Below are 16,808 nucleotides of genomic sequence, written 5' to 3'. Positions count from 1 at the left end.
GTACTCCCACTAGTTATTTTTATGCGGGTAAACATGCGTTTCATCGACCCCGCCGGGCCTCAGGCAACGGCCGGCGGGGGTACGGAGGGGCTTAGGATCCGATGTAGGAAGTCTTCACCACGGTGTAGAACTCCTGCGCGTAGCGACCTTGCTCGCGGGAACCATAGGATGAACCTTTGCGGCCACCAAAAGGTACGTGGTAATCGACGCCGGCCGTCGGCAGGTTGACCATGACCATCCCGGCCTGGGAATGGCGCTTGAAGTGGTTGGCGTATTTCAGCGACGTGGTGGCGATGCCCGCCGACAGGCCGAACTCGGTGTCGTTGGCCATGGCCAGCGCCGCCTCGTAATCAGCCACCCGTACCACGTTGGCCACTGGGCCGAAGATCTCTTCGCGACTGATGCGCATCGAGGCCTGGCTGTCGGCAAACAGGGTCGGCGCGAGGAAATAACCTTCGGTATCGCAGGTCACCAGGCCACCACCGCTGACCAGCCGCGCCCCTTCGGACTGGCCGATATCGATGTACTTCAAGTCCTGTTCGAGCTGCGCCTGGGACACCACCGGACCGATATCGGTGCCGGCCCGCAGCGCATGGCCGACCTTGATCGAACCCATGCGCTCGGCCATCGCCGCGACGAACCGGTCGTGGATGCCCGCGGTGACGATCAGCCGGCTGGAAGCGGTGCAACGCTGCCCGGTGGAATAGAAGGCACTCTGTACCGCCAGCTCCACCGCCTGCTTGAGGTCGGCATCGTCGAGGATGATCTGCGGGTTCTTGCCGCCCATCTCCAGTTGCACCTTGGCTTGGCGCGAGACGCAGCTGACGGCGATCTGCCGGCCCACGCCCACGGAACCGGTGAAGCTGATGCCGTCGACTTTCGGGCTGTTGACCAGGGCATCGCCGACCAGCCGGCCGCTGCCCATCACCAGGTTGAACACCCCGGCCGGGAAGCCGGCGCGGGAGATGATTTCCGCCAGGGCCCAGGCACAGCCCGGCACCAGCTCGGCGGGCTTGAGCACCACGCAGTTGCCGTAGGCCAGGGCCGGGGCGATCTTCCATGCCGGGATGGCGATCGGGAAGTTCCACGGGGTGATCAGGCCGACCACGCCCAGGGCTTCGCGGGTCACTTCGACGTTGACCCCCGGACGCACCGACGGCAGGTAATCCCCCGACAGGCGCAGGCATTCGCCGGCAAAGAACTTGAAGATGTTGCCGGCGCGGGTCACCTCGCCGATGGCCTCGGGCAGGGTCTTGCCCTCCTCCCGGGCCAACAGGGTGCCGAGCTCTTCGCGACGGGCGAGGATCTCGCTGCCGACCTTGTCCAGGGCATCGCTGCGCGCCTGGATACCGGAAGTCGACCAGGTCGGGAATGCATCGCGCGCCACATCGATCGCGGCATGCACCTGAGCCAGGTCGGCCTTGGCGTATTCGCCAATGACATCGGACAACTCGGACGGGTTGATATTGGTCGAGTAGTCGGCACCGGCAAGCCATTGGCCACCGATGTAATTATCGAAGCGTTTTACCTCTGCCACGCGCCCTCTCCTTACACAAAAGCCTTACGCAAAAGGCCGCTGATTGCTCAGCGGCCCCGGGGATGGATTACTGCGCGCCCTGGGCGTCGATCAACGCCGCCAGCGCTGCATATTCTTCCGGCAACAGGTCGGTCAACGGCGCCCGCACCGGGCCTGCGTCATGGCCGACGATGCGGGCTCCGGCCTTGACGATGCTCACCGCATAACCGGCCTTGCGGTTGCGGATATCCAGGTAAGGCAGGAAGAAGTCATCGATGATCTTGCCGACCGTGGCGTGATCTTCCCGGGCAATCGCGTGGTAGAAATCCATCGCGGTTTTCGGGATGAAGTTGAACACCGCCGAGGAATACACCGGCACGCCCAGGGCCTTGTAGGCCGCGGCGTAGACTTCGGCGGTCGGCAGGCCGCCCAGGTAGCTGAAGCGATCGCCCAGACGGCGACGGATCGACACCATCAGCTCGATATCGCCCAGGCCGTCCTTGTAGCCGATCAGGTTCGGGCAGCGCTCGGCCAGGCGCTCCAGCAGCGGCGCGGTCAGGCGGCAGACGTTACGGTTGTAGACCACCACACCGATCTTCACCGATTTGCACACCGCTTCCACATGAGCGGCGACCCCATCCTGACTGGCTTCGGTCAGGTAGTGCGGCAGCAGCAACAGGCCCTTGGCACCCAGGCGCTCGGCCTCCTGGGCGTACTCGATGGCCTGGCGGGTCGAGCCGCCGACGCCGGCCAGGATCGGCACGCTGGTGGCGCAGGTGTCGACCGCAGTCTTGATGATTTCCGAATATTCGCTGGCCGCCAGGGAGAAAAACTCACCGGTGCCGCCTGCCGCGAACAGCGCCGAGGCGCCGTATGGGGCCAGCCATTCCAGGCGCTTGATATAGCCCGCGCGATGGAAATCGCCCTGGGCGTTGAAATCGGTCACCGGGAAAGACAGCAGGCCGGAGGAGAGGATGGACTTCAGTTCTTGTGGATTCATTATTCGAACACCCTGGGACGCACATTGTGATGAAAAACACATCAGCCTTGGCTGAAGTTGTAAGTCATCGTACAACTTAAAAAGCAATCGTCAACAGCAATTCGTCAGCCATCGCCAAAATACACGGCAAAAAATACCTGCTTGACGAGTCAGGATTTTGCTTTATGCTCGCAAACAACTGTATATACATACAGTTAATTTCTTGAAATACCTACGACATATCAAGGAGCTAGAAATGTCAGGTCTACACACTCAGCAGCGGGAACAGCTGCAGCACAAAAGCCAGGTCGTTGCCGATCTGGACAGCCTTTTCAGCGAACGCGGCATTGCCATTTCCGGTGATGGCGACCACCTGGTGCTGATCGCCGACGGTCATCACACCATCAAGTATCACCAGCCCGGGCTCCTCCCCGCGGCCCCTGGCAAAAACCTCAAGGCCCTGCCCCAGCTGCGTTTCGAGGGTGGCGAGCACACCGCCATCGGCGATGCCACCCTGCTGCGTTTCGTCAAGGACGCCCCCGGCACTCCAGCCTGGCAGGTCGAATTGCACCTGCCCAATGGCCTGGCCCTGACCTACGGCCAGGTGGTGGCGCTGGGTGGCGATTTCTATGGCATCCCCGACCAGCCGATCTGCGAAGGCGCGACGCCGGTGGATCGTTTGCAGCGTTTTACCGCCGCGTTCAACTCCCTCGCCGTGTTGCCAGCGGCCAAGGACGAGGCGAAACAGATTCTCGCGGTAATGCAGAAGGAAATCGCCGCCGCCAACCAAGCGCTCAAGGACGGCAGGCAACCTCACGAGGCCTATGACGCCCTGGGAGATACGTTGTCCGAAGAGTGGAACAAGATCACCGGCGGCGGCAGCTTCGCCTCGGCGCTGTTCCCCCTGGGTCGCTACCTGAAGCTGGCGGCCAACAATGCCGACCATTTCGGCGAGTGGGCGCTGCTGGCCTATATCGCCGGGCACACCGCGGCCCTGCAGCAGGCGGTACTGGCGCACAAGAACGCCGACGAGAAGCAGCTGGAACTGGCCTACGCCATGAACGCCTTCGCCGATCACTTCCTCACCGACCTGTTCTCCGCCGGCCATGTACGGGTACCGCGCAAGCAACTGGCGGCGGTGGTCACGCCGAGCGACCTGGGTTCGCTGATCACCCGCTTCATGCACGACGAGGACAGCAAGTTCGGCCTCAACGTCAGCAACGCCCAGGGCGACCGCTGGCATGCCTATGGCGACAAGCGTTATTTCGACACCCTCGACAGCAACAACCGCAAGCAGGTCAAGTTGGCAGTCCAGCGCTCGGCGGACGAGATTTTCGAAAGCTACCTCAGCGGCGCGGCCCCAACGCCCGGCAACTTCACGGCGCTGAAACTGTTGCCGGACCTGAACGCGGCGAAGAGCGGCAACTTTTCACCACTGTTCGTGATGCAGGGCGACAAGGTGCTGCGACGCAGCGACGTGAACAACCTCAACGACACCAAGACCATCGACAACTGGTGGGGCTGGAGCACCTACCTGCTGCTCAAGGACTACAAGCCCAACAAGCCGGCGGGCTACCTGGAAGCGCCGACGCTTGCTCCGAGCATCCAGGCCGATGGCTGGCAGACCCAGACACCCAGCGAACCCAACTGGCTGCCCGGCAATGCCGTGCGTTATGCCTTCAGCTACACCAACGGTTTGAACGAGTCGTACATCGGCCCATGGTCCGCCTACGCCGAACTGAGCGAGCGCTTCCAGCCGACCCTGAATGTGCCGGTGGATACCGGCGGCTCCAGCGGACGCAACATTTTCCGCCAGTTCCGCGGTGGCTCGCCGGAGCTGATCGCCTCGATCGACAAGGCCGCCACCACCTACATCGACCGCAATGCCTGATAAGGACATCGACATGGCTATCAATCTGACTCTAGAACTGGCCTCGGGCCAATCCCTGCAGGGCGCGCCCCTGGAACTGCTGGTCAACGGCGCTCCCGTCGCGCGGGCAACCGTCGACCAGCAAGGGCGCGTGACCTTCGATGCCAAACCCGCAGCCGGGCAACTGGCTGTGAGGGTGGATCGCTCGATTCTCAAAGGCCGCTAAAAGCATCGCGAGCAAGCTCGCTCCTACAGGGTCACCTCCCCTCCCTGTAGGAGCGAGCTTGAACTGGCCTAATAATTCTGGACACCTCAATCGGGCGCTATGATGGCGCCCAAATCTGAGGTGTTTGGACATGCGCAACTCTTATTCAAATGAGTTCAAGCTCAAAGCAGCCAGCATGGTGCTGGACGAAGGACAGTCGGTTCCCGAGGTCTGCGCCAGCATAAATATTGGTCCTACGGCCTTGCGGCGCTGGGTCGATCAACTGCGCAAGGAAAGAGAAGGTTTAACTCCGATAGGGGCCAAAGCCATCACTGCTGATCAGCGGGAAATTCAGCGGCTCCAGGCCCTGCTCAAGCAGAAAGACCGGGATATCGAAATCCTAAAAAAGGCCAGTGCTCTCCTGCTTTTGGACGCCAAAGATCACTCGCGCTGATCGATGAGTTGGGCGAGCAGTACGGCGTAAATGAGTGCTGTCGTGTGCTTGAGATCAGCCGCAGCAGCTTCTACAGCTGGCGTCAGCGCCAAGGCCAGCAATGCCCTGAGCGAGAAAGGCTCAAGGCGGAGCTGGTCAAGCATCACAAGGCGTCGAGGGCCTCAGCAGGCTCTCGTACCCTGGCCAAAATGCTGCAGGCCGCTGGGCACCAGATAGGTCGATTCAAGGCTCAAAGCCTGATGCGAGAGGCCGGGATAACCTGCCGGCAGCGCAGGCGTCACAAATACCGGTCATCGGGTGTGGAGGCTTTGACGGCACCGCATGAACTCAAGCGTCAGTTTGATGTGAAGGCACCCAACGAGGTGTGGTGTGGGGACGTTACTTACATCAAGGCTGGCAAGCGCTGGTTGTATTTGGCGGCTGTTTTGGATCTGTTTGCCCGCCGTATCGTGGGCTGGTCGTTCTCGTCGATTTCTGATGCGACGCTGACCTGTGAGGCACTGCGGATGGCGACTGAACTGAGAGGACACCCAAAGGGCGTGCTGTTTCACTCTGACCAGGGCTGCCAGTACACCAGTCACAAATTCAGGCATGAATTGAATGAACAAGGCTATCGCCAGAGCATGAGCCGTAAAGGCGAATGTTGGGACAACGCCCCGATGGAGCGTTTTTTTGGAAGCCTGAAGTCGGAGTGGGTGCCTAAGGGCGGCTACGGCTCGGAACATGAGGCCCGAATGGACGTGCAGCGCTACATCACACGCTACAACACCACTCGGCCTCACAGTTACAACGAATATCGATCACCCGTCGCAGCAGAAAGACTGGCTGCGTAAACCTTAAATGGTGTCCAGGATTACTTGACCAGTTCAGCTTGCTCGCGATAAGAACCCAAGGGCGACGCAATAACCGCCCCAACCGCATTACCCGCGCTGCGCCTCTGCCTCTTCATGGGCATGGCGCAGCCGTTCGCGGCTGTTGGTCAGGTGCAGACGCATGGCCGCCCGGGCCGCGTCCGAATCCTGGCGGGCAATGGCTTCATAGATTTCTTCATGCTCGCGGCTCAGGCGGCTCATGTAGTGCTGCTGATCGTCGTGAGCCAGGCGTGCCGAATTCAGGCGGGTGCGCGGAATGATGCTGGTTCCCAGGTGGGTCATGATGTCGGTGAAATAGCGGTTACCCGTGGCCAGGGCAATCTGCAGGTGGAACTGGAAATCCGAGGCCACCGCATCGCTGTCGTGGGCCGCGCTCTCATTGAGGGCATCCAGCGCCGCCCGCATCGCCGCCAGTTGCTCGCTGCTGCGCCGCTGCGCGGCCAGCCCGGCCGACTCCACTTCCAGGCTGATGCGCAGTTCCAGGATCGCCAGCACATCGCGCAAGGTCACCACGGTCGCCGGATCGATCCTGAAGCCGCTCGGGCTCGGCGTGTCGAGCACAAAGGTGCCGATGCCGTGGCGGGTTTCCACCTGGCCGGCGGCCTGCAAGCGGGAAATGGCCTCGCGCACCACGGTCCGGCTGACGCCATGGGCCTCCATGATCGCCGACTCGGTGGGCAACTTGTCACCGCGCTTGAGCTGACCGTCGCGAATCTGCTCCGACAGCACGGTCACCAGCTCCTGGGCGAGGCTACGGCGCTTGCGTGGAAGGCGGGGCGCCGTGTTCTGGTTGTCCATGGTGAAGTTCTTTCTCCGAAAACTGATGACGCATCATAGCTCAGCCGGGTTGTACGATCACTGTTGACTACACCGTCACCGCCTGGTCGACCAGATGCCCGCGCTCGATGCGGATGTGCCGCGGGTGGAAACGCTTGAGGCTGCTGCGATGCCCGACGCTGACAATGCTCAGCCCCGGCAACTGGTCGATCAGCGCCTGGTACAGGGTCGCCTCGTCTTCTTCGTCCATGGCCGAGGTGGCCTCATCCATGTACAGCCATTGCGGTGCGTAGAGCAACGCACGGGCAAAGGCCAGACGCTGTTGCTCGCCCGGGGACAGCATGCGCTGCCAGTGATTGCTCTCGTCCAGGCGAGACACCAGGTGCGGCAGTCGGCAGGTTTCCAGCACCTGCACGTAACGCTCCTGCGGGTAGGTGTCGCCCGACTGTGGATAACTCAAGGCTTCGCGCAGACTGCCAATCGGCAGGTAAGGCTTTTGCGGCAGGAACAGATAACGCTTGGCGGGCATGCGAATGCTGCCGTGACCGGCCGGCCAGAGCCGCCCCATCGCCCGCAGCAGGGTACTTTTGCCACTGCCGGAACGGCCGCTGAGCATCAGGCGCTCACCGGGGGTCACGGTCATCTCGGCACCGGCCAGCAGGTGCCGGCCGTCCGCCAAGTCCAGGCCAAGGTTATGCACCTGCAGGGTTTCACCCTGGCTCTGCACGTCGATGGCTGGCGCGCGCTCTTCGTTTTCGCTCATGGCCTGACGGAAGCTCAGCAGCCGGTCGCAGGTGGCGCGCCATGCCGCAAGCTCGGAATAGGCGGTGATGAACCAGCTGAAGTTCTCCTGGACGTTGCCGAATGCCGAGTTGATCTGCATCAGCTCGCCCAGTTCGATCTTGCCCGTCAGGTAACGCGGGGCCGCGACGATGAAGGGGAAAATGATCGCGATCTGGCCGTAGCCCGAGGTGAAGAAGGTCAGACGCTTGGACACTTTCATGATGTCCCAGAAGTTGTGCCAGACCATGCCGAAGCGAGCGCTGAGGCGTTTGTTCTCATTCGGCTCGCCGTCATACAGGGCAATGCTCTCGGCGTTCTCCCGCACCCGCACCATGGAAAAACGCAGGTCTGCCTCGAAACGTTGCTGGTTGTTGTTCAAGCCGATCAGGCGTCGACCGATCAAGTGGGTCAGCCAGCTGCCGACGGCGGCGTACACCAGGGCGCACCAGAACATGTAGCCGGGAATGGTGTAGCCGAAGACTTCGATACTGCCCGACACGCCCCACAGGATGATCGAGAACGACACCAGGCTGACCACGGTACGCAGCAGGCCCAGGGCGAGCCCCAGGGTATTGCTGGTGAAGCTGTTGAGGTCTTCGGAAATCCGCTGGTCCGGGTTATCGGTGTAGCCGCCCTGCTCCAGCTGGTAGTAATTCTTGTGGCCCAGCCAGCGGGCGAAGTGTTTTTCCGTGAGCCAGGCGCGCCAGCGGATGGTCAGCATCTGGGTCAGGTAGAGCCGGTAGACCGCGGCCAGGATGGCCACCGCGGCAATTCCGCAGAAATACAGGATCAGCTGCCAGAACGCCACCTCGTCCTTCTTTTGCAGGGCGTTGTAGAAATCCTTGTACCAGCTGTTGATCCACACCGAGATCGCCACGCTGAATAGGGTCAGGGCCACCACCGCGAACAGCAGCAACCAGGCCTTGCCCTTCTCTTCACTGCGCCAGTAAGGCGTAGTCATTTCCCAGACACGACGGAAAAACTGCCCGCGCACAGCATCGTTGACCGCGGAATACTCAGCGTTCTGATTCATCATCAAGGCTCGATTGGGATAGGGACAAGCATCGAGCCGATCATAGAGGATCGGCTCGTTTTTTCACTTGTCCTGAGGACATTCGTTCAGTCGCGGTTCAGCGACGAACCGGGCGCTTCTGCAACTTGCGTTGCAGCGTTCGACGGTGCATGCCCAGGGCGCGGGCAGTGGCGGAGATGTTGCCTTCGTGTTCGGTCAGCACCCGCTGGATGTGCTCCCATTGCAGGCGGTCCACCGACATCGGGTTTTCCGGCACCAGGGTGTCGAGGTCGGCGTGCTCGGAGAGCAGCGCGGCCAGCACGTCGTCGGCGTCCGCCGGTTTGCACAGGTAGTTGCAGGCGCCGCGCTTGATCGCTTCGACTGCGGTGGCGATGCTCGAATAACCAGTGAGGATCACCACGCGCATTTCCGGATCGAGCTCAAGCAGCTTGGGCAGCAGCACCAGGCCGGAGTCGCCATCCATCTTCAGGTCCAGCGCGGCGAAGTCCGGCAAGTCCTGCTGGGAGAGGGCCAGGCCTTCCTCGGCGGAACCCGCGGTGCTGACGCGGAAGCCGCGACGGCTCATGGCTCGCGCCATCACCCGGGTGAAGGTGGCGTCGTCATCCACCAGCAACAGATGCGGCAGTTCTTCGCCTTCGACTTGGATTTCGTCACTCATGTTGGTCTCCTCGGGCGCCGTGGGGCAGGCGCAGCTCGGTGAGCGTGCCGCCTTCCTCATGACTGTAGAGTTTCACTGAGCCGCCGGCGCGTGTCACGCTGGCTTTGCTCAAAAACAGGCCCAGGCCGAAACCTTTGCCCTTGGTGGTAAAAAACGGTTTGCCGATCTGCTCGGCGATGGCCAGCGGCACACCGGCGCCGTGGTCACGAATACTGATGGTCAGGTTCTCGGCGTCCCAATCCAGCTGGACTTCCAGCCCTTCCGGACAAGCATCGGCTGCATTGTTCAGCAGGTTGAGCAACGCCTGGGTCAGGTCCGGCGGCGGCGCCAGCCGCGGCATCGTGCCCTTGCCCAGCAATTGGAAGCGGTAGCTGGCTTCGGGGCGCATCAGGTGCCAGCGGTTCAGCGCTTCGTCGAGCCAGACGGTGACATCCTGCATCTCCACCGCCAGCCGGCGGTTGGCCTCGGCGGCGCGCACCAACTGTTGCAGGGTTTCCTTGCACAGTTTGACCTGGTCCTGGAGCACGCCCAGGTCATCTTGCAGCATTGGGTCGAGGTGGTCCTGGCGCATTTCCTTGAGCAGCACGCTCATGGTCGCCAGGGGCGTTCCCAACTCGTGGGCGGCGCCAGCGGCCTGGGTCGCGACAGCCAGCAACTGCTGGTCGCGCAGGCCCTCTTCGCGGCGGATCGCCCGCAGCTCCTCCTGCCGCCGCAGCTCCTCGGCCATTCTCGCGGCGAAGAAGGTGATCACCGCCGCGGCCAGGGCGAAGCTCAGCCACATCCCGTAGATCTGCAGGTTCTCCCGGGCGATGGGGAAAGTCTGCAGCGGGTAGAACTGCGCCAGCAGCAAGGTGTACATGGTCAGCGCGATACCGGAAAGGACCACCGAATAGCGCCATGGCAAGGTCACGGCGGCGATGGTCAGCGGCACCAGGTAATAGGAGACGAAGGGATTGGTCGAGCCGCCGGAGAAATACAACAGGGCGCTGTGGATAAACAAATCACAAGCCAGTTGCACGGCATATTCCAGCTCGGTGACCGGCCACGAGGTGCGCAGGCGAATGGCGGTGAAGGCGCAGAGGATCAGCGACAGGCCCAGGGTGACGGCCAGTTGCAGCCAGGGCAGCGGCAACAGGTCGAACCAGTAGGCGAGCCCCACCGAGCCGGCCTGAGCGGCCAGAACCAGGATGCGGATGAAAGTCAGACGCCAGAGGTTCTGGCGAGTGGCGGAAAGCAGTTGTACGGGGGCGAGCATGAGCTCTCCTGATGAGCGCTCCAGGCGGATCGCGACGAGTATAACCAAGCAGCGGCCCGGACAGGCAAAACTGCGGCAAACCGCCACAGTCTTGGGCAATGGCCAATCGCGGGCAAGCCTTGCCTGCAAAAACACCACCTGCCTGTAGGAACGAGGCTTGCCCGCGATAGAGCGCAAAGCGCTCGCCATCCCCATCTCAGAGTCCGTGCGCAGTCGAGCGCAGGCTTCGCCAGCGGCTACAAAAACCTCCGTAGTTGGCGTTGGGTAATAGATGTATAGAAGTTGTTAACGGGCCGAACCAGACAATAAAAGCTAGAGTCTGATGGTTTCACGCAGGCTGGGACCCAATACCTGCGGACCGCACTCAAGGAGTTTTCATGCATACATTCAGTCGCAGCGCCGCCCTTCTCGCCCTCAGCGCCGGCACCCTCGCCAGCCTGCCGGCCCTGGCCGCCGATGAGCTTCATTACAACCAGATCTCCCTGCGCGCCGAAGTCAGTCAGGAAGTGGCCCGCGACCTGATGATCGTCACCCTCTACAGCGAATCGCAGAACGCCGACCCGGCCAAGCTCGCCGCGGAAATCACCACCACCATGAACAAGGCCCTGGGCCAGGCACGCCAGGTCAAGGACATCACCTTGCGCCAGGGCAGCCGCAACAGCTACCCGATCTACGACACCAAGGGCCAGAAGATCACCGGCTGGCGCGAACGCGCCGAACTGCGCCTGGAAAGCTCGGACTTCGCCGCGCTGTCCAAGCTCACCGGCGAACTGCTGACCGACCTGAAGATGGGCGGGATGGATTTCGCCATCGCCGACCCGACCCGCAAGGCCAGCGAAGACAAGCTGCTCAAGGAAGCGGTCGATGCCTTCAAGGCTCGTGCGCAGCTGACCACCGAAGCGCTGGGCGGCAAGGGCTACAAGATCGTCAACCTGAACCTCAACAGCAACGGTTATCCACAACCGTATCTGCGCGGGCCGGTGATGATGAAAGCCGCGGGCATGGATGCGGCGCCGGTCACTCCGGAAGTCGAGGCCGGTACCAGCCAGGTCAGCATGACCGCCGATGGCTCGATCGAAGTCCTGATGCCGTAACGTTTTCCCTGCCCGTCCCCAAAAAAAACGGCGGTGACCTCCAGCACCAATGAGGTTACCGCGTTTTTTTTGCTACCCACTGTTTCAACCCAGCCTGAGGGACTCGCCCTTTTTTGGAATAGAGGGGGTGAACTCGGCCACATCGGTGATGCTAAAGTTACGGCCCCCGGTATGGCGCCTATCAGACGTCATTGACGTCCACCGGGTATACTGCGCCTTTCCTATAAGAGTCTCTCCAATGACCGCAGACCGCATCGGCGAACGCCTGCGTCGCTATCGCCGCGCCGCCAAGAAAACCCTGCGCCAGATCGCCAGCGAATCCGGCCTGACCGCCAGTTTCCTCTCCCAGGCGGAACGCAATCTCACCGGCGTCTCGATCTCCTCCCTGGTCAACATTGCCAAGTCTCTGAACGTTCCGCTGAACGCCCTATTCGACCAGCCGACCCAGGCACAACCCGACTCCCACGACGGCAAGCGGGTGCGCTACACCATCGAAGGCCAGCCCCTGGCCTACGAGCGGCTGTCCAGTTCCTTTCCCGGCAACCTGATCAACGCGGTGAAGATGAACATACCCGTGGGCTACCAGTCGGAACTGATTTCCCATGATGGCGCCGAGTTCTCCTACGTTCTTTCGGGGCAAATTGTCTACACCATCGAGGGGCAGCAGTATCCCCTCGGCGCCGGCGACTCGGTGCACTTCGACTCGACCAAACCTCACTACCTGGCTAACGCCGGCAACGGCCCGGCAGAAGTATTGACCGTCACGACCATGGGCCTGTTCGACGACCATTCAGCGGCCTGAACCCGCCCCGTGGCCGCCTGCGCAACCTCACAGACACCCCGCGCACAAGAGAAATGTTAGTCACGCTTAATTTTCGTTGACCACGATTTCAGCATGACTTAATTTCGGCATCGGCGAATCGTCAATCACCCCCACAACAAAGCGATCGCCGTCGCCGCACAGGGTCCATGGGGCTGCATCCACTCCCCATAGAAGGCGAGTTGCCCCGGCCCACAAGGCCAATCCTCAGATATGCCCTAGAAAAAGAAAAAATGAGGTTTGCATGCGTAAGACCTTTCCGCTCCAGGTTTGGCAGACAGCGAGGCTGATCCTCGGCACCCCACTGTCGCACGCCACCCGCAACCTCCACAGTGACAACTTCACTGCGAGCCACAATGTCAACGCCGCCGACGATGTGCTGTGCACCCGCCATCGCTTGCAAGGTCCCGGGCATCCGTTCTCCACGGCCTCCCTCACCAAACCGTCCTACTTCATCCGGTCAACCCAATGCGCCAAACACTTGCGCCAGGCAGGCAAGGCCAGGCGGTTCAACCAGAAGCCGGTCGACACCTGCTCCAGCGACGCACCAAGCGGAGGCACGACTCGCTCCGGATGCCCCGCAAGAAGGCAACCCATGCACCAGAAAAAACCAGCGCATAGGGCCAAATTCGTCAATATTTATACAAATGCGTCATTCCTGTACGTTCGTTCCACTCCTTGATACTTGTGACGGCCCCGCATCTTGCATTGGGTATGGGGCCTGCATAAGTATCGGCGGGTCGACTCATAAGGTCGCCCTCTACACCAAAAATGACAACAAATCATGAGGCAACCATGTTCAAACAAGCAGTCATTCCGCTTTTAGTCAGCGCCGGCTTGCTCGCCAGCGCACCCTTCGCCCAGGCGGCGACTAACCTGGTGTTCTGCTCCGAAGGGAGCCCGGCCGGCTTCGACCCAGGCCAGTACACCACCGGAACCGACTTCGACGCCTCAGCAGAGACCCTGTTCAACCGCCTCAGCCAGTTTGAGCGTGGCGGCACCGCCGTCATTCCTGGCCTGGCGACCAGTTGGGACATTTCCGACGATGGCCTGACCTACACCTTCCATCTGCGCGATGGGGTGAAGTTCCACACCACGCCGTATTTCAAGCCGACTCGTGATTTCAACGCCGACGACGTGCTCTTCACGTTCAACCGCATGCTCGACAAGGACATGCCGTTCCGCAAGGCGTACCCCACCGAATTCCCTTACTTCACCGACATGGGAATGGACACCAACATCACCAAGGTCGAGAAAGTCGACGACAAGACCGTCAAGTTCACCCTGAAAACCGTAGACGCCGCGTTCATCCAGAACCTGGCGATGAGCTTCGCCTCCATCCAGTCCGCCGAGTACGCCGACCAGTTGCTCAAGGAAGGCAAGCCGGGCGACATAAACCAGAAGCCGATCGGCACCGGGCCGTTCGTGTTCAAGAGCTACCAGAAAGACTCCAACATCCGTTACACCGGCAACAAGGATTACTGGAAGCCTGAAGACGTGAAGATCGACAACCTGATCTTCGCCATCACCACCGACCCGTCGGTACGCATCCAGAAGCTGAAAAAGAACGAATGCCAGGTCACCCTGTTCCCGCGCCCGGCCGACCTCAAGGCCCTGGGCGAGGACAAGACCCTCAAACTGCCGCAGCAAGCCGGCTTCAACCTCGGCTACATCGCCTACAACGTGATGCCTGTGCTCAAGGGCCGCACCGACGCCAACCCGCTGGCCGACCTCAAGGTCCGCCAGGCGCTGGACATGGCGGTGAACAAGCAGCAGATCATCGACTCGGTCTACCAGGGTGCGGGCCAGCTGGCGGTCAACGCCATGCCACCGACCCAGTGGTCCTATGACGACACCATCAAGGATGCCAAGTACGACCCCGAGAAAGCCAAGGCGCTGCTCAAGGAAGCCGGCATCAAGGAAGGCACCCAGATCACCCTGTGGGCCATGCCGGTGCAGCGTCCGTACAACCCGAACGCCAAGCTGATGGCTGAAATGCTGCAGTCCGACTGGGCGAAGATCGGCCTGAAGGTCAACATCGTCAGCTACGAATGGGGCGAGTACATCAAGCGTTCCAAGGGTGGCGAGAACCAGGCGATGATCATCGGCTGGAGCGGCGACAATGGTGACCCGGACAACTGGCTCGGCACCCTGTTCGGCTGCGACGCCATGAACGGCAACAACTTCTCCAAATGGTGCGACAAGCCGTACGACGCACTGATCAAGCAAGCCAAGGCCACCCCGGACGTGGCCAAACGCACCGAGCTGTACAAGCAGGCGCAACACCTCCTCAAAGACCAGGTCCCGATGACACCTATCGCCCACTCGACGGTGTTCCAACCCATGCGCGCCAACGTGCAGGACTTCAAGATCAGCCCCTTTGGCCTGAACTCGTTCTACGGCGTCAGCATCAGCAAATAAGGGTCTGCAACGGCGACGTCAGCTGACGTCGCCGTTGCCTTACCTGCCAGGACTGCCGGAACTCGAACGCTCTTCCTCTTGCTGCGCCCCATCGTGGTGAGTACGGGCATTTCGGAAGTTCCTTACATGTCTTTCAGGCTCTTTGGCATTTACTACCCATGCGGCGACCCCTACCGTCAAAGCATGGAGTGGTGCATCCATTGCCCGGCATTTGCTGCAAGCGAGACTTGGGATCAATGACATGACCGCCTCCGGATGGGGCGACTGCTCATCGATCAAAACAATAAAAAGGGAGAGGGATCGTCATGCGTCATTCCCTGGTTTTATCCGCCCTGCTGGGCACCGGTCTGTTGACCGCAACCTCCGCCAGCCTGGCGGCCGGCAACAGCCTGGTGTTCTGCTCCGAAGGCAGCCCGGCTGGCTTCGACACCGCGCAATACACCACCGCCACCGACAACGACGCGGCAGAGCCGCTGTACAACCGCCTGGCGGAGTTCGAAAAAGGCGCGACCAATGTGGTGCCGGGCCTGGCCACCCGCTGGGATATTTCCGCGGACGGCCTGCAGTACACCTTCCATCTGCGCGAAGGGGTGAAGTTCCATACCACGCCGTACTTCAAGCCGACACGTGATTTCAACGCCGACGACGTGCTCTTCACCTTCAACCGCATGCTCGATCCCGAGCAGCCCTTCCGCAAGGCCTACCCCACCGAGTTTCCCTACTTCAACGGGATGAGCCTGAACAAGAACATCGCCAAGGTCGAGAAGACCGGGCCGTTGACCGTGGTGATGACCCTGAACTCGGTCGATGCGGCGTTCATCCAGAACATCGCCATGAGCTTCGCCGCGATTCTCTCGGCCGAATATGCCGACCAGTTGCTCAAGGCCGGCAAACCCAGCGGCATCAACCAGAAGCCGATCGGCACCGGGCCGTTCGTGTTCAAGAGCTACCAGAAAGACTCGAACATCCGCTACACCGCCAACAAGCAGTACTGGGACCCGAGCCGGGTCAAGCTCGACCAGCTGATTTTCGCCATCAACACCGATGCCTCGGTGCGCGTGCAGAAGCTCAAGGCCGGCGAATGCCAGATCACCCTGCATCCGCGGCCGGCCGATGTCGAAGCGCTGAAAAACGACCCGAAACTGCAACTGATCGAAAAGCCCGGCTTCAACCTCGGCTACATCGCCTACAACGTTCGCCACAAGCCCTTCGACCAGCTCGAAGTGCGCCAGGCGCTGGACATGGCGGTGAACAAGCAAGGCATCCTCAACGCCGTGTACCAGGGCGCCGGCCAGCTGGCGGTCAACGCCATGCCGCCGACCCAGTGGTCCTACGACACCAGCATCAAGGACGCCGCCTACAACCCGCAAAAGGCACGTGAGCTGCTCAAGGCCGCCGGGGTCAAGGAAGGCACGGAAATCACCCTCTGGGCCATGCCCGTGCAGCGTCCCTACAACCCCAACGCCAAGCTGATGGCCGAAATGCTCCAGTCCGACTGGGGCAAGATCGGCCTGAAAGTGAAAATCGTCAGCTACGAGTGGGGCGAGTACATCAAGCGCACCAAGAATGGCGAGCACGACATCAGCCTGATCGGCTGGACCGGCGACAACGGTGACCCGGACAACTGGCTCGGCACCCTGTACAGCTGCGACGCCATTGGCGGCAACAACTACTCCATGTGGTGCGACCCGCAGTACGACAAGCTGATCAAGCAGGCCAAGATCGTCACCGATCGCGAACAGCGCACGGTGCTCTACCAACAGGCCCAGCAGTTGCTCAAGCAGCAGGTACCGATCACCCCGGTCGCCCACTCGACGGTCAACCAGCCGTTGAGCGCCAAAGTCGAAGGATTCAAGGTCAGCCCCTTCGGCCGCAACGTGTTCTCGGGCGTCAGCATCGACCAATAAATGATTAGCCAGGCCGCTGGGGGCGATATTCGCCCCCACGCAAATCTGTTGCCTGAATTCGGCGATCAAGCCTCATGCAAACGTTTGCGATGCCTTGAATGAGTTGTAAAGCAAAAGCCGGTCAACCCAAAAAGACCGGCATAAAAATAAAGAAAGCAAAGGAG

14 protein-coding genes are annotated in these 16,808 nt (G+C 61.2%); 8 read left to right on the top strand and 6 right to left on the bottom strand.

Features of this window, described 5'->3' with window-relative positions:
* Positions 1-91: 91 nt before the first annotated feature.
* A complete protein-coding gene (locus tag PMI20_RS07750; protein ID WP_007929935.1) occupies positions 92-1,537 on the bottom strand; it encodes an aldehyde dehydrogenase family protein in 1,446 nt (481 codons plus the stop codon).
* 67 nt (positions 1,538-1,604) lie between these two features.
* Entirely contained in the window at positions 1,605-2,516 is a 912-nt protein-coding gene (gene kdgD / locus PMI20_RS07745) for a 5-dehydro-4-deoxyglucarate dehydratase (protein WP_007929937.1), read from the bottom strand.
* 235 nt (positions 2,517-2,751) lie between these two features.
* Here kdgD and PMI20_RS07740 point away from each other — a divergent pair, with 235 nt between their 5' ends.
* The 3 genes from PMI20_RS07740 (at position 2,752) to PMI20_RS07730 (ending at position 5,857) form a co-directional block, all read left to right on the top strand.
* On the top strand, positions 2,752-4,386 hold the full coding sequence (locus PMI20_RS07740; protein WP_007929938.1) for a hypothetical protein: 1,635 nt from the start codon (positions 2,752-2,754) through the stop codon (positions 4,384-4,386).
* A gap of 13 nt (positions 4,387-4,399) precedes the next feature.
* Positions 4,400-4,591, top strand: coding sequence for a hypothetical protein (locus tag PMI20_RS07735; RefSeq protein WP_007929939.1), 192 nt, complete (start codon positions 4,400-4,402; stop codon positions 4,589-4,591).
* Positions 4,592-4,721: 130 nt separating this feature from the next.
* Positions 4,722-5,857 (top strand): IS3 family transposase gene (locus PMI20_RS07730; RefSeq protein ID WP_238543459.1). Its coding sequence is split into 2 segments (ribosomal slippage): positions 4,722-4,971 and positions 4,971-5,857, totalling 1,137 coding nucleotides; the frame shifts between segments, so codons are not numbered across the junction.
* A gap of 87 nt (positions 5,858-5,944) precedes the next feature.
* On the opposite strand, the gene PMI20_RS07725 is transcribed toward PMI20_RS07730, so the two are convergent.
* The 4 genes from PMI20_RS07725 to PMI20_RS07710 form a co-directional block, all read right to left on the bottom strand.
* A complete protein-coding gene (locus PMI20_RS07725; RefSeq protein ID WP_007927044.1) occupies positions 5,945-6,694 on the bottom strand; it encodes a FadR/GntR family transcriptional regulator in 750 nt (249 codons plus the stop codon).
* Between the two features lie 67 nt (positions 6,695-6,761).
* Positions 6,762-8,489, bottom strand: a complete 1,728-nt coding sequence (locus PMI20_RS07720; RefSeq protein ID WP_037034922.1) for an ABC transporter ATP-binding protein/permease — start codon at positions 8,487-8,489, stop codon at positions 6,762-6,764.
* 97 nt (positions 8,490-8,586) lie between these two features.
* Positions 8,587-9,147, bottom strand: coding sequence for a response regulator transcription factor (locus tag PMI20_RS07715; protein ID WP_007927041.1), 561 nt, complete (start codon positions 9,145-9,147; stop codon positions 8,587-8,589).
* Positions 9,140-10,402 (bottom strand): ATP-binding protein, encoded by a 1,263-nt coding sequence (locus PMI20_RS07710; RefSeq protein ID WP_007927040.1) that lies wholly within the window; start codon positions 10,400-10,402, stop codon positions 9,140-9,142. Before PMI20_RS07710 ends, PMI20_RS07715 begins: the two co-directional genes overlap by 8 nt.
* 377 nt (positions 10,403-10,779) lie before the next feature.
* Here PMI20_RS07710 and PMI20_RS07705 point away from each other — a divergent pair, with 377 nt between their 5' ends.
* From PMI20_RS07705 to PMI20_RS07685, 5 genes are all read left to right on the top strand, one after another.
* Positions 10,780-11,496, top strand: a complete 717-nt coding sequence (locus PMI20_RS07705; RefSeq protein ID WP_007927039.1) for an SIMPL domain-containing protein — start codon at positions 10,780-10,782, stop codon at positions 11,494-11,496.
* A gap of 238 nt (positions 11,497-11,734) precedes the next feature.
* Positions 11,735-12,298, top strand: coding sequence for a cupin domain-containing protein (locus PMI20_RS07700; protein ID WP_007927037.1), 564 nt, complete (start codon positions 11,735-11,737; stop codon positions 12,296-12,298).
* 262 nt (positions 12,299-12,560) lie between these two features.
* Positions 12,561-12,998 carry a hypothetical protein gene (locus PMI20_RS07695; RefSeq protein WP_007927036.1) on the top strand — a complete coding sequence of 146 codons (438 nt, stop codon included), beginning with the start codon at positions 12,561-12,563 and terminating at the stop codon, positions 12,996-12,998.
* 113 nt (positions 12,999-13,111) lie between these two features.
* Positions 13,112-14,737, top strand: coding sequence for an ABC transporter substrate-binding protein (locus PMI20_RS07690; protein WP_007927035.1), 1,626 nt, complete (start codon positions 13,112-13,114; stop codon positions 14,735-14,737).
* Between the two features lie 305 nt (positions 14,738-15,042).
* Positions 15,043-16,644, top strand: a complete 1,602-nt coding sequence (locus tag PMI20_RS07685) for an ABC transporter substrate-binding protein (protein WP_007927033.1) — start codon at positions 15,043-15,045, stop codon at positions 16,642-16,644.
* The last annotated feature ends 164 nt before the right edge of the window (positions 16,645-16,808 follow it).

Source organism: Pseudomonas sp. GM17, from assembly GCF_000282175.2.
In the GTDB taxonomy this organism is placed as follows: domain Bacteria; phylum Pseudomonadota; class Gammaproteobacteria; order Pseudomonadales; family Pseudomonadaceae; genus Aquipseudomonas; species Aquipseudomonas chlororaphis.
Note: the sequence above shows the minus strand (reverse complement) of the source record. Positions and strands in the feature narration are given on the sequence as shown.

Excerpts from the sequence above, each read along its gene's own strand:
- PMI20_RS07690 (WP_007927035.1), top strand. The coding sequence starts at position 13,112 with ATGTTCAAACAAGCAGTCATTCCGCTTTTAGTCAGCGCCGGCTTGCTC.
- PMI20_RS07715 (WP_007927041.1), bottom strand. The coding sequence starts at position 9,147 with ATGAGTGACGAAATCCAAGTCGAAGGCGAAGAACTGCCGCATCTGTTG.
- PMI20_RS07725 (WP_007927044.1), bottom strand. The coding sequence starts at position 6,694 with ATGGACAACCAGAACACGGCGCCCCGCCTTCCACGCAAGCGCCGTAGC.
- PMI20_RS07735 (WP_007929939.1), top strand. The coding sequence starts at position 4,400 with ATGGCTATCAATCTGACTCTAGAACTGGCCTCGGGCCAATCCCTGCAG.
- kdgD (WP_007929937.1), bottom strand. The coding sequence starts at position 2,516 with ATGAATCCACAAGAACTGAAGTCCATCCTCTCCTCCGGCCTGCTGTCT.
- PMI20_RS07720 (WP_037034922.1), bottom strand. The coding sequence starts at position 8,489 with ATGAATCAGAACGCTGAGTATTCCGCGGTCAACGATGCTGTGCGCGGG.
- PMI20_RS07700 (WP_007927037.1), top strand. The coding sequence starts at position 11,735 with ATGACCGCAGACCGCATCGGCGAACGCCTGCGTCGCTATCGCCGCGCC.
- PMI20_RS07695 (WP_007927036.1), top strand. The coding sequence starts at position 12,561 with ATGCGTAAGACCTTTCCGCTCCAGGTTTGGCAGACAGCGAGGCTGATC.
- PMI20_RS07685 (WP_007927033.1), top strand. The coding sequence starts at position 15,043 with ATGCGTCATTCCCTGGTTTTATCCGCCCTGCTGGGCACCGGTCTGTTG.
- PMI20_RS07705 (WP_007927039.1), top strand. The coding sequence starts at position 10,780 with ATGCATACATTCAGTCGCAGCGCCGCCCTTCTCGCCCTCAGCGCCGGC.
- PMI20_RS07740 (WP_007929938.1), top strand. The coding sequence starts at position 2,752 with ATGTCAGGTCTACACACTCAGCAGCGGGAACAGCTGCAGCACAAAAGC.
- PMI20_RS07710 (WP_007927040.1), bottom strand. The coding sequence starts at position 10,402 with ATGCTCGCCCCCGTACAACTGCTTTCCGCCACTCGCCAGAACCTCTGG.